Below are 10,840 nucleotides of genomic sequence, written 5' to 3' on the forward strand. Positions count from 1 at the left end.
GTGGATCAGCGGCGGGCCGCGCGGCGGCGGCTGACCACCACGGCACCGGTGCCGAGCGCGAGCAGCGCGGCGCCACCGACGGCGGTGGCGATCATCTGACCGCCGTTGCTACCGGTGAAGGCCAGGCTGGTACCCGGCTTGGCCTCCGCCGGAGCGGTGGAGACCGGCTGCACCGACGGCACGCCGACCGGCTGGCCGGAGGTGTCGGTGGAGTTCGACGGGGTGGGGACGACCGCGGCCGAGGTGCTGGGAGCGGCCGACGGGGTGGCGCTGTGGCTCGGGGTGGCCGAGGCGGAGACCGAGGCCGACACCGAGGGCGAGGGCGAGGCGCTGGTCGAGGGGGAGACCGACGCGCTCGCGGACGGGCTCGGCGTCCCGCTCGCCGACTGCGAGGGCGAGGAGGACGGCGAGGTGGAGGGCGAGCCGGAGGGCTTGGTGCTCGGCGAGCTGGAGGCGCTCACCGAGGGCGACGGCGACGGCGTGGGCTGGCAGGCGGTGCCGCCGTTCCACGCGGTGATCAGGTTGCGCGGGAAGACGCCGTTCGGGTAGTGCGGCAGCGGGTTGCTCTTGCCGTCGAACTTCTCGTTCCCGGAGTACAGGTCGATCTGGCCGAAGCAGGTCGGCAGGTGCGCGCTGACGTCCAGGGTGGCCGGCGGCAGGTCCTTGCCGAGGGTGGCGGTGGCCCAGCCGAGGAAGGCCTGGGTCCCGGAGGTCTGCCAGGTCGGCCCCTGGGTGCTGTAGGAGGCGAGCGAGACGTCGTAGGTGCAGCCGGGCTGCGGCTGGCCCTGCAGCTTGACCGAGATCACGCCGTGCGGGGCGGACATCCGCCCGGCGGCGGTCCAGGTCGAGCCGCCGTCGGTGGAGTACACGACGCCGAGGCTGGCGCAGCTGCTGCCGGGGTGGGCCTGCGCGGTGCCGGCGGTGGCGAGCGGGGCGGCCACGGCTATGCCGAGGACCGCCAGGGCCGGAAGGGTCCGGCGAAGGGGGTGGTGCACGGAGGTAGCTCCCTGGGACTAGTGCACGGTGGTGGGGGGCGCACCGACCCCGGCGCGGGGCAGACCCGGCCGGAGGCTGAGCGTGGCACAACGCGTGAAACGACACGCTGAAGCGGTGACGGTACACGACGGTCCCTCAGTCCCGCTGCCCGGGGGCGGTCACGGCACGGTCGGGGTCGTGGGTGTGCGCCCTGACGCAGGGTCACGGCCGGCGGGAGTGGTTCGGATACGCATCGACCGGCCGCGACAGGGTCGGGGCCGGAGGATGTGACGGAGCTGTCGAGGGTGCGACGGAGCTGCGGTGGTGACGGGTGGATCCTGCGTCAGCCGGTGCGCTCGGGGTCGATCTGGGCCGTCACCGCGCCCCGGCGGCCGAGCAGTCCGAGCAGCCGGGTCTGCGGGTCGGCGTCCGGCGGGGTGGGCACGGCGGCGGCGAAGTAGCCGCTGGCGGCGAGCTGGTCCGCGTACGGAGTGACCACGGTCAGCGCGAAGTCCACCAGCTCGGGGGCCAGGTGGGTGTCGCCGCCGGTGGCCCGGGCCAGGTCCCAGGTGTGCACGGTGGCGTCCACGGTCATCTCCGCGCAGTAGTCCAGCGCGCTGCGGTCGCCGTAGGACAGGTGCACGGTCAGTTCCAGGGCGCCGGGGACGGTGAAGGCGGTGCGCGCGCCGGCGGCGGCCGCGGTCCAGGCCGCGACCGGGTCCTGACCCAGCACGTCCCCCTGGTGGCGCCCGCCGACCTCGGCGACGGTGGCGCCCAGCAGCATCTCGGGCGCCCAGAGCTGCTCGGCGGTGAGGTGGTTGACCAGGTCGCGCACCGTCCAGTCGCTGCACGGGGTCGAGGCGTCCCAGTGGTTGCGGGCGATGCCCTGCACGCGGCGGCCGAAGGAGGCCAGGGCCTCGGCGTGCAGCCGCAGCACCTCGCGTTGGCGCTCCTCGGCGGTGTCCCTGGTGCTCGGTGCGGTCATCGCGGCGGTCCTCGGTCCTCGACAGCGGTCCTCGGTACGGGTGGGGCGGGCCTCGGGTGGGGCGGGGCTCGGGTGAGGTGGGTCGGGCGGGTCAGTGCGGGGTGGCCTCGGCGCGGGCGGCGGCGTCCCGGGACCGGGCGCCCGAGCGGGTCCGGCCGGCGGTCACCATCCGGGTCGGGAACCGGCGCAGGTACTCCGCCTCCAGTTGGGCGGTGCGCTCGGTGTGGTGGCGCAGCGCGTCGTCGGATCCGTACAGGAAGGTCTCGTGCCGGGTCCGGTGCAGCTGTTCCAGTTCGTGCAGCAGCCGCTCGCCGAGCAGGCTGGTGGCGGCGATGCCTTCGGGGGCGCCGTCGGTGGTGGCGGTCGGTCGCATGGCGGAAGCCTCCTCGAACTCACGAAACCCCCTGCTACCCCGGTGCCCCGGTGGCGGCGTCGGAAACCGGCCGGGGGCGATGGCGTGGCGCGGTCTCGCGCACCGCCAGCAGCCGGGTGCCGATCTCCTGCAGCTCGCGGCGCCCGACCGCGGCCCGCAGCAGCGGGAACCAGACCCGCTCGTCCTGCTCGATCTCCCGGGTGGCGGCGCTGATCAGGGCGGTGACGGCGGCGTCGAAGCCGGGGTCGCCCGGCGAGCGGTCGACCAGTTCCTCACAGAGCCGGTCGGTGGGCCGGTGGTCCTGGTAGCCCCGCAGCACCTCGTGCGCGGGGTCCTGGAGCAGTGCGACGACGAGCGGGTAGAGCACCTCGTCGTAGAGGTACGACAGGACGGTGAGGTCGTGCACGATGTGCTCGGCGAGCTCGGCACGGCCGTCGAGGTCGCCCTCGCCGGTCGCCTGGTACGCCCGGAAGAGCCGCTGCAGCTCCTTGTGCTCCTGCTTCAGCAGCACGATCGCGTCACTGGACATCGGCTCTCACCTTCTCGGGCTCGCGCCCCCTGACTCGATGGTGCCAAACCGAACGGTCCGACGGGCGGTCGAGCGGGTCGGGGCAGCGGGTCGGGGCAGCGGGTCGGGGCCGTGATCGGGGCCGTGGTTCAGGGCAGCGGGATGCGGCCGCGCAGCAGCTCGCGCCAGAGCCGGCGCAGCCGGGTGGGCCCGTCGATCGGGTCGTCCGCGGGGTCGTCGCCCGGGTCGCGGCCGGCGGCCAGCGCGGCGGCCGCGGCGACCCTCGCGCGGCTGCGCTGCCACTGGTCGAATCTTCGCGCCAGTGCCGGGTCCTCGGCCGCCAGCCTGAGCTCGATCCGCCGGCTCTCGCGCGCTTCCTGCCGTGAGAGGACCATGATCCTCACCTGTCGTCCTTTCGGGTTCCGCCCCCGCTCGCGCTCCCCGCGCACTGGTGGTTCGGAGCCGAGCCGCCTCGGGGTGGGGTGTGGACGCCCACGGGCCGGTCAGCGGTCCGGCGAGCCGCCGTCCAGCAGGTGGGCCAGGTCGCTGCCGACCGGTTCGTCCAGCTGGGTGTAGTCGCAGCTCTGCGGGGACCGGTCGGTGCGCCAGCGCCGGAAGCGGGTGGTGTGCCGGAACCGCGTCCCCTCCATGTGATCGTACGCGACCTCGCAGACCAGTTCAGGGCGGAGCGCGATCCACTGCGCGTCCTTGCCGCCGCTCCAGCGGCTGGGCGCGCCCGGCATCCGGTTGCTCTCGTGCGCCTCCTCCTCGCCCCAGGCCGCCCACGGGTGGCCGGTGGGGTCGGCCATCCGCAGCGGGGCCAGCTCGGCGGCCAGCTCGCGGCGCCGGGCGGCGGTGAAGGAGGCGCAGACCCCGACGTGCTGCAGCGTGCCGGTCGCGTCGTACAGCCCCAGCAGCAGCGAACCGACGCCCTGGCCGTCCTTGTGCTCGCGGTAGCCGGCCACCACGCAGTCGGCGGTGCGGCCGTGCTTGATCTTGAACATCGAGCGCACGCCCGGCCGGTAGGGCTGGTCCAGCGGCTTGGCCACGATGCCGTCCAACCCGGCGCCCTCGAACTCGGTGAACCAGCGCTCCGCCAGCGCCCGGTCGGTGGTGGCCGGCGCGGTGTGCACCCAGGGCCCCGCCCCGGCCAGCGCCGCCACCAGCGCCGGGCGGCGCACCGACAGGGGCTGGTCGGCGAGCGAGCGGTCGTCGAGCGCCAGCAGGTCGAAGGCGACGAAGGTGGCGGGGTTCTCGGCGGCCAGGCGCGCCACCCGGGAGGCCGCCGGGTGGATCCGCTCCTGGAGCTCCTCGAAGTGCAGCCGTCCGTCGTGCGCCAGCACGATCTCGCCGTCCAGCACGCAGCGCGCGGGGAGCTCGGCGCGGAAGGCCGTCAGCAGCTCGGGGAAGTACCGGGCCAGCGACTTGCCGGTCCGGCTGGCGATCTCCACCTCCTCGCCGTCGCGGAAGACGATCGCGCGAAAGCCGTCCCACTTGGCCTCGTAGTGCATGCCGGCGGGGATCGTGTCCACGGCCTTGGCCAGCATCGGGTCCAGGGGCGGCAGCAGGGGAAGGTCCATGATCCGATGGTGCGACCGCCGGGCCGGGCGCGCAGCGCGGCCCGGCCGGTGCGCTGCGCGCCGCGCGTGCCGCCCGGCGGGGCCGCGCTTAGCGTGGAGGCATGGCTGAAGCGGTGGAACTGCAGGTCGGCGGGCGCAGCGTGCGGCTCTCCAACCCGGGCAAGGTCTACTACCCGGGTCCGGGTCACACCAAGCTGGACGTGGCGCACTACTACCAGGCGGTGGCCGAGGCGGTGCTGCGCGGCCTGCGCGAGCGGCCGACCACCCTGCAGCGCTTCCCCGACGGGGTGGACGGCGAGTTCTTCTACCAGAAGCGGGCGCCCAAGGGCCTGCCGGAGTGGCTGCCCACCGCGCGGATCACCTTCCCCAGCGGGCGGTTCGCCGACGAGATCTGCCCCACCGAGCCGGCCGCCGTCCTCTGGGCCGCCAACCTCGGCTGCCTGACCTTCCACCCCTGGCCGGTGCGCGGCGGTGACACCGAGCACCCCGACGAGCTGCGCCTGGACCTCGACCCGCAACCCGGCACCGACTTCCGGGACGCGGTGCGCGCCGCGCACGCGCTGCGCGAGGTGCTCACCGAGCACGGGCTGCGTGGCTGGCCGAAGACCTCCGGCGGCCGCGGCCTGCACGTGTACGTGCCGATCGCGCCGCGCTGGACCTTCGCCGAGGTGCGGCGCTGCGCGATCGCGCTGGGGCGCGAGCTGGAGCGGCGGATGCCCCGGCAGGTGACCACCGCCTGGTGGAAGGAGGAGCGCGGCGAGAAGGTCTTCGTGGACTACAACCAGATGGCCCGCGACCGGACCATCGCCTCGGCCTACTCGCTGCGGGCCCGCCCGGAGGCGACCGTTTCCACCCCGTTGCGCTGGGAGGAACTGGACGCGGCGGCGCCGGGCGACTTCACGCTGCGCACGGTGCCCGCCCGGCTGGCCGAGCACGGCGACCCGTTCGCCGAGCTGGCCGAGCACGCCTTCGACCTGGAGGCGGTGCTGGAGCTCTCCCGGCGCCAGGAGCACGAGGAGGGGCTGGGGGAGCTGCCCTACCCGCCGGACCACCCGAAGATGCCCGGCGAGCCACCGCGGGTGCAGCCCAGCCGGGCCCGCAAGGAGTGAGGCGCGGCGGCGCCGGGCGGGTCAGCGGCGCCGGGCGGTCAGCGGGGCGGGCTCGCCGGGCGGCGCGGGGGCGGTGGTGGCGGTCCGCCGGGTGCGTGAGCGCAGGCCGTAGCCGGCCGCGCCGAGCGTGACCAGGACGGCCGTCCACGGGACCACGTCGCCGATCCGGTCGTACCAGGTGCGGTACTGCGCCGGGGGCAGCGCCAGGCGCAGGGTGAGCGCGCCAACGTGGTCGGTGTCCAGCAGGGCGAGCCGGCGTCCCTGCGGGTCGAAGGCCACCGAGTCGCCGGTGAGGGCGGCCTGCACGGTGGGGCGCCCGGTCTCGGCGGCCCGCAGCGCGGCGAGCGAGGCGTGCTGGTCGGGTGCCCAGGTGTGCTGGAAGGTGGAGGTCGCCGACTGGTAGACGATCAGCTGCGCGCCCTGGTTCGCGGCCGTCCGGGCGAGGTCGGGGAAGGCCGACTCGAAGCAGATCAGCACGCCGGTGGGCAGCGGCCGGCCGGCGCGGTCGACCGGTTCGAAGAGCCGGAAGGTGTGCCCCGGGGTGCGGTTGACGTCGGCGGCCTTGCTGATGCCGGTCAGCCAGCCGAGCGCGCCGCGCAACGGGATGTACTCGCCGAACGGCACCAGCCGCATCTTCGCGTAGCGGGCCTGGATGCCGTCGGGGGCGATCAGCACCGCGTCCTTGGAGATGGTCCCGTCGGCCTTCGGCGCGTCCTCGTTGACCAGCAGGTCCGCGCCGCCGGCCGCGGCCAGGGCGCGCAGCCGCGCCAGCGTGGCGCCGTCGCGGGTCAGGTCGGTGGTGACGCTGCTCTCGCCCCAGACCACCAGGTCGGGCGGGTCGGCGGCCAGGCCGCCGGTGATCCGCGCGGAGGCGTCCACCCGGGCCACCCCGTCCGCGGTCTGGCCCGGCTGGACCAGCGCGACGGTGGCGTACCGGGCGGTGCCCGGCGCGGACTGCAGGGCGAAGACCACCGGCCCGGCCAGCAGGACGGCGGCGGCCGCGATCGCGTAGGCCGCCCGGACCGCCGTGCGGCCGGCCAGCAGCAGGATCAGCACACCGGTGTTGACCGCCACCACGGCCGCGCTGACCAGCCAGACCCCGCCGAGCGACGCCAGCGCCAGCACGGTGGGGTGGCGCCACTGGGTGGCCCCCAGCAGGGCCCAGGGGCCGCCCAGGGCCTGCCAGGAGCGGGCGAACTCGGTGACCACCCAGACCGCGGGGACCACCACCAGGGCGGCGGCGGCGCGACCCGCCGTGAGCGGGGGCCGCAGCAGGGTCCACACCGCCAGCCCCAGCGCGCCCTGCAGGGCGCCGAACAGGGCGGCGATCAGCAGCAGGCCCGGGCCCACCGTGGGGACCAGCCAGTACATCGCGGCGAGCACGAACCCGGCCCCGAACCACCAGCCGCGCACCGCCGCCTCCCGGGCGTGCGGGGCGCGCTGCATCAGCAGCAGCCCGGGGACCAGTCCGACCCAGGCGAGCAGTTCGAGGTCGAGCGCGGGGAAGGCCAGCACCGGGAGCATGCCGGCCGCGAGCGCGCCGTACCGGGCGGGGACGGAGAACACGGCGCGGAGCGACATGGTCCGATTGTCCGCTTCATCGATCGTTCCCACCATGACGTCCGCCCCTTGCGTCGGGTGTGTCGCGATCGCGCCCTCGCCCGGACGGGTGCCGTCCTGACGCCACCTCAGCGGACAGGCCCTAGCGTGCACGGTACAGCCCCGGAAGCCAGGAGCCGAGATGCCGGACACCGATACGATGCTCTTCGTCACCTTCGACGACCCGAGCGCCGCGCACGCCGCCTACCGGGAGGCGAAGGAGCTGCCCGGCGCCCGGCAGGCGGCCGTGCTCCGCCGCTCGACGCAGGGCCTGCTGGACACCCCCGAGAGCTGGGTGCGCGGCGCCGGGGCACCCACCGTGGCCACCGGGATCCTCGGCGGCCTGATCGGGCTGATCGGCGGCCCGCTGGGCGTCTTCCTGGGGTGGACGGCGGGCACGGTGCTGGGCGGCGCCGCCGAGATCCGGCACTTCCAGGACGCGGCCGAGGGCCTGATGGTCTACAGCCGGGGCCTGGCCGAGGGCGGCACGATGCTGATCGTCGAGCTGCACGAGCAGGATCCGCGGGCGGCCGACGCGCTGGCCGGCCGGCACGGCGGCCGGCTCGAGCGCCGGCTCGCCGAGGAGGTGGCCGCCGAGGTGCGCGAGGCCCAGGCGGCGGCCGAGGACGCGGTGCGCGCCGAGCACGAGGAGCCGCGCGACGGTCCGGACGGGCCGGACGGACCGGCGGGTGGTGGGCCCGGCGACGGTCCCGGCGGCCCCGGTGGCCCCGGCGGTGGGCCGGGCGGGGGCTGACGGGTCGCCACGGGCGTCAGCGGATCGCGGCGACCAGGGCGTCGGTCACCGAGCGCCAGGCCACCCCCGCCTCGCTGAAGCCCGCTCGCAGCAGCTCGCTGCGGTGCCACTCGGCCGCGTGCGACTCGCCGTCCGCGTGCGAGTCGTAGAGCGCCCGGCGGGCGGTGAGCGCCTCGGCGAGCCGCGGGTCCTCGCCGACCGCCTCCCACCACTGGCGCCAGTCCAGCACGCCGGCCGCCTGCTGCTCCTGCTGGGCGCGCTGCCGGTGGGCCCGGTCGGCGGCGAGCAGCAGCGGGATGTCCGACTGGGGGCTGTGGTCGGCGTTCATGAAGATCCCGCCCGGGCGCAGCAGCCCCGCCAGGTCGCCGTAGAGCCGCAGCAGGTCCTCGGTGCCCAGCCAGTGCAGCGCGGTCGCGGTCAGCGCGGCGTCGAACGGGCCGGCGGGCAGCTTCGCGGCCCAGTGCGGGTCGCAGAGGTCGGCAGTGACCAGGGTCAGTCGCGACTCGGTGCGGAAGTGGCCCTCGGCGATCGTGAGCAGCACCGGGTCCTGGTCCACGCCGACGCTGACGGCCCGCGGCAGCCGGGCCAGCAGGCGCTCCGAGATGCTGCCGGTCCCGCAGGCCAGGTCCAGGACCCGGGGTGCGGGCCCGGCGACGGCCTCCACCAGGTCGATCATCACCCGGAAGCGCTCCTCGCGGTCCGGCAGGTACCACTGCTGCTGGGCGTCCCAGCTGCGCTGCCAGCCGTCCCAGTGGGCGCGCTCGGCGGCGGTGTCGGTGGCGTCGAGCCGGGTGTCGGTCATCTGGGGTCCCTCCCGTGGGCGGTGCGACGGATGGTGCGGCGCCGAGTAAGTGGCGTATATCCCTGCTGGGTGTTACTAACTCTAGCGCGCATCGGGTAAGAGGCAAGAGGGTATTCGGGGTATTACGGGCGGGTGGGCCGTGGGCCGTGGGCCGTGGGCCGTGGGTCGTGGGCCGTGGGCCGTGGGTCCCGGGCCTACGGGCAGAGCCGGGCGGCGAGCAGGGCGACGTCGTCCTCGCCGTGGCCGGCGGCCAGCTCGGTCAGCGCGGTGTCGATCAGGTGCTCCAGCGGCGCGCACGGGTCCAGCGGCAGCGCGCACAGGCCGGCCAGCGACTCCTCGATGTCGGTGCCGCGCCGCTCGATCAGGCCGTCGGTGTAGAGCAGCAGGGTGGCGCCCGGGGCGAAGGGCAGCGTGAGCTGGCGGTAGCCGCCGATGCCCGCGCCCAGTGGCGGGCCCACCGGCAGGGCGAGCAGCTCGTTGCGCCGGCCGGGGGTGAGCAGCAGCGGCGGCAGGTGCCCGGCGACGGCGAGGGTGCAGGTGCCCGAGCGCGGGTCGACCAGCGCCAGCAGGCAGGTCGCCACCCGCTCCAGGTCGAGGGCCTCCACGATCCGCTCGGCCTCCTGGAGGATCCCGGCGGGCGAGCGGCGCTGGAGGGCCAGCGCGCGGACGAGCGAGCGGTACTCGCTCATGGTCGCGGCGGCGTCCAGGCCGTGGCCCATCACGTCGCCGACCACCAGCAGGCTGGAGCCGCCGGGCAGTGCCACGGTGTCGTACCAGTCGCCGCCGACCTCGGCGCTGGCCCCCGCCGGCAGGTAGCGCCCGGCACACTCCAGGTCGGGGTGCGGGGTCATCGGCTCGGCCAGCAGGGCGCGTTGCAGGGCCAGCGCGGACTCGTGCTCGTGCGCGTAGAGCTGGGCGTTGCTGATGCCCGCGCCCGCGCGGCCGGCCAGTTCGGCCATCAGCTCGACCTCGTCGGGGTCGAACGGCGGTGAGTCGCCGGCCCGGACCAGGATCACCACCCCGATCGCCTGCCCGCCCGCGGTCAGTGGCACGAAGGCCGCCGAGTGCAGGCCCAGCCGGTGGTAGCGGGCGACCCGCACGACGTTCGGGGCGGTGGCCCGGATCTCCTCGTCGGAGGGGGAGTTGAGCACCACCGGGGCCTGCTCGGCCACGCACCGGGCGGCCGCCGAGGAGGCCTGCGGGTGGATCAGGTCGCCCGCCGCGCCCACGTAGCGTCCGGCCCGCACCAGCGCGGGGGTGGTGCTCAGGGCGAGCCGGCGCATCGTCAGGACGGTGGAGGGGTGGACGTGGTGGCCCGCTTCGATGACGTCGACGGCGGCCGCGTCGGCCAGCCGGGGGACCAGCAGGCGGGTGAGCTCCTTGGAGGCCTGCTCGACGTCCAGCGTGGTGCCGATCCGGGTGGCCGCCTCGTCCAGCAGGGCCAGCCGGGTGCCGGCGCGGTCCAGCGCGTCGCGGATCCTGCGGTCCTCGGTGATCTCCAGCACCATCGCCACCACGCCGATCGGCACGCCGTCCGGGTCCTCCAGCCGGTGGTAGGCGTTGTGCCACCAGCGCAGCTCGGTGGCCGGGCCGGAGGCGGTGGTGCCCTCGACGGTGTGCACCCGCGGTTCCCCGTCGGCGAGCACCGCGTGCAGGGCCTGCTCGGCCGCCGCCACGTCGATGCCCGGGACCACCTCGGCGATCCGCCGTCCGGTGTGCCCGGCGGCCGGGACGCCGTTGATCTGGGCGAGCGTGCGGTTCACGTAGCGGTAGCGCAGCTCGCGGTCGAGGACGGCGACGCCGACGGTGGCGCGGTCCAGGATCTGGCGCACCAGGCGGTAGTCGGTGAGCAGCGGGGAGAGCGGGTCGGGGTCGCCGGGGGCGGTGAGGCCGGAGGGGGCGGTGGGACCGGTGAGGCCGGCGGGGGCGCGCAGGGCCGCGGTGACGGTCGCGAGCCGGGCGTGCGCCTCGCCGTCGCCGAGGACGGTGAGCGGGGTGGGGGAGCGCGGCTCGTGGTGCGCCATGATCCCTCCTCGCGCGGGGGTGCTCGTGGGCCGGGCGGACCTCAGATCCGATCATCGCATCGATGTCGGGGCTCCGCCGTGCCCGCGCCTACCCCGCGCGAGGGGCGTGCGGGTGGTGCGACGGCGCCCCC

At 75.7% G+C, this 10,840-nt stretch carries 11 protein-coding genes; 2 read left to right on the plus strand and 9 right to left on the minus strand.

Annotated elements, in window-relative coordinates; genetic code table 11:
* Window positions 1–5 precede the first annotated feature (5 nt).
* The 6 genes from ABD323_RS26460 to ABD323_RS26485 all read right to left on the minus strand — a co-directional run bounded on the left by ABD323_RS26460 (window position 6) and on the right by ABD323_RS26485 (window position 4,421).
* A complete protein-coding gene (locus ABD323_RS26460; protein ID WP_344444471.1) occupies window positions 6–995 on the minus strand; it encodes a hypothetical protein in 990 nt (329 codons plus the stop codon).
* Window positions 996–1,318: 323 nt separating this feature from the next.
* The gene (locus ABD323_RS26465; RefSeq protein ID WP_344444472.1) at window positions 1,319–1,960 is read right to left on the minus strand and encodes a TIGR03086 family metal-binding protein; all 642 of its coding nucleotides are present in this window, start codon (window positions 1,958–1,960) and stop codon (window positions 1,319–1,321) included.
* 91 nt (window positions 1,961–2,051) lie between these two features.
* A complete protein-coding gene (locus tag ABD323_RS26470; RefSeq protein WP_344444473.1) occupies window positions 2,052–2,333 on the minus strand; it encodes a DUF6158 family protein in 282 nt (93 codons plus the stop codon).
* A gap of 34 nt (window positions 2,334–2,367) precedes the next feature.
* Window positions 2,368–2,862: a hemerythrin domain-containing protein gene (locus ABD323_RS26475; protein ID WP_344444474.1), complete on the minus strand. Its 495-nt coding sequence runs from the start codon at window positions 2,860–2,862 to the stop codon at window positions 2,368–2,370.
* Between the two features lie 128 nt (window positions 2,863–2,990).
* On the minus strand, window positions 2,991–3,236 hold the full coding sequence (locus ABD323_RS26480; protein ID WP_344444488.1) for a DUF3040 domain-containing protein: 246 nt from the start codon (window positions 3,234–3,236) through the stop codon (window positions 2,991–2,993).
* A 108-nt stretch (window positions 3,237–3,344) separates the two neighbouring features.
* Window positions 3,345–4,421, minus strand: coding sequence for an ATP-dependent DNA ligase (locus ABD323_RS26485; protein ID WP_344444475.1), 1,077 nt, complete (start codon window positions 4,419–4,421; stop codon window positions 3,345–3,347).
* 101 nt (window positions 4,422–4,522) lie between these two features.
* Between ABD323_RS26485 and ligD the strand changes: the two genes are divergently transcribed.
* The gene (gene ligD, locus ABD323_RS26490) at window positions 4,523–5,530 is read left to right on the plus strand and encodes a non-homologous end-joining DNA ligase (RefSeq protein ID WP_344444476.1); all 1,008 of its coding nucleotides are present in this window, start codon (window positions 4,523–4,525) and stop codon (window positions 5,528–5,530) included.
* A 21-nt stretch (window positions 5,531–5,551) separates the two neighbouring features.
* Here ligD and lnt read toward each other — a convergent pair whose 3' ends face one another.
* Window positions 5,552–7,111: an apolipoprotein N-acyltransferase gene (gene lnt, locus ABD323_RS26495; protein ID WP_344444477.1), complete on the minus strand. Its 1,560-nt coding sequence runs from the start codon at window positions 7,109–7,111 to the stop codon at window positions 5,552–5,554.
* Window positions 7,112–7,271: 160 nt separating this feature from the next.
* Between lnt and ABD323_RS26500 the strand changes: the two genes are divergently transcribed.
* Complete coding sequence (locus ABD323_RS26500) at window positions 7,272–7,883, plus strand: histidine kinase (protein WP_344444478.1); 612 nt, start codon at window positions 7,272–7,274, stop codon at window positions 7,881–7,883.
* A gap of 16 nt (window positions 7,884–7,899) precedes the next feature.
* On the opposite strand, the gene ABD323_RS26505 is transcribed toward ABD323_RS26500, so the two are convergent.
* Both ABD323_RS26505 and ABD323_RS26510 read right to left on the minus strand, forming a co-directional pair.
* Complete coding sequence (locus tag ABD323_RS26505) at window positions 7,900–8,685, minus strand: class I SAM-dependent methyltransferase (protein ID WP_344444479.1); 786 nt, start codon at window positions 8,683–8,685, stop codon at window positions 7,900–7,902.
* Between the two features lie 194 nt (window positions 8,686–8,879).
* Window positions 8,880–10,709, minus strand: a complete 1,830-nt coding sequence (locus ABD323_RS26510) for a SpoIIE family protein phosphatase (RefSeq protein ID WP_344444480.1) — start codon at window positions 10,707–10,709, stop codon at window positions 8,880–8,882.
* Window positions 10,710–10,840 lie beyond the last annotated feature (131 nt).

This window comes from Kitasatospora nipponensis, from assembly GCF_039528135.1.
Classification (GTDB): domain Bacteria; phylum Actinomycetota; class Actinomycetes; order Streptomycetales; family Streptomycetaceae; genus Kitasatospora; species Kitasatospora nipponensis.

What these genes read in the sequence shown, in the direction of transcription:
- ABD323_RS26465 (WP_344444472.1), bottom strand. Translation starts at nt 1,960, where the DNA reads ATGACCGCACCGAGCACCAGGGACACCGCCGAGGAGCGCCAACGCGAG.
- ABD323_RS26470 (WP_344444473.1), bottom strand. Translation starts at nt 2,333, where the DNA reads ATGCGACCGACCGCCACCACCGACGGCGCCCCCGAAGGCATCGCCGCC.
- ABD323_RS26475 (WP_344444474.1), bottom strand. Translation starts at nt 2,862, where the DNA reads ATGTCCAGTGACGCGATCGTGCTGCTGAAGCAGGAGCACAAGGAGCTG.
- ABD323_RS26480 (WP_344444488.1), bottom strand. Translation starts at nt 3,236, where the DNA reads ATGGTCCTCTCACGGCAGGAAGCGCGCGAGAGCCGGCGGATCGAGCTC.
- ABD323_RS26485 (WP_344444475.1), bottom strand. Translation starts at nt 4,421, where the DNA reads ATGGACCTTCCCCTGCTGCCGCCCCTGGACCCGATGCTGGCCAAGGCC.
- ligD (WP_344444476.1), top strand. Translation starts at nt 4,523, where the DNA reads ATGGCTGAAGCGGTGGAACTGCAGGTCGGCGGGCGCAGCGTGCGGCTC.
- lnt (WP_344444477.1), bottom strand. Translation starts at nt 7,111, where the DNA reads ATGTCGCTCCGCGCCGTGTTCTCCGTCCCCGCCCGGTACGGCGCGCTC.
- ABD323_RS26500 (WP_344444478.1), top strand. Translation starts at nt 7,272, where the DNA reads ATGCCGGACACCGATACGATGCTCTTCGTCACCTTCGACGACCCGAGC.
- ABD323_RS26505 (WP_344444479.1), bottom strand. Translation starts at nt 8,685, where the DNA reads ATGACCGACACCCGGCTCGACGCCACCGACACCGCCGCCGAGCGCGCC.
- ABD323_RS26510 (WP_344444480.1), bottom strand. Translation starts at nt 10,709, where the DNA reads ATGGCGCACCACGAGCCGCGCTCCCCCACCCCGCTCACCGTCCTCGGC.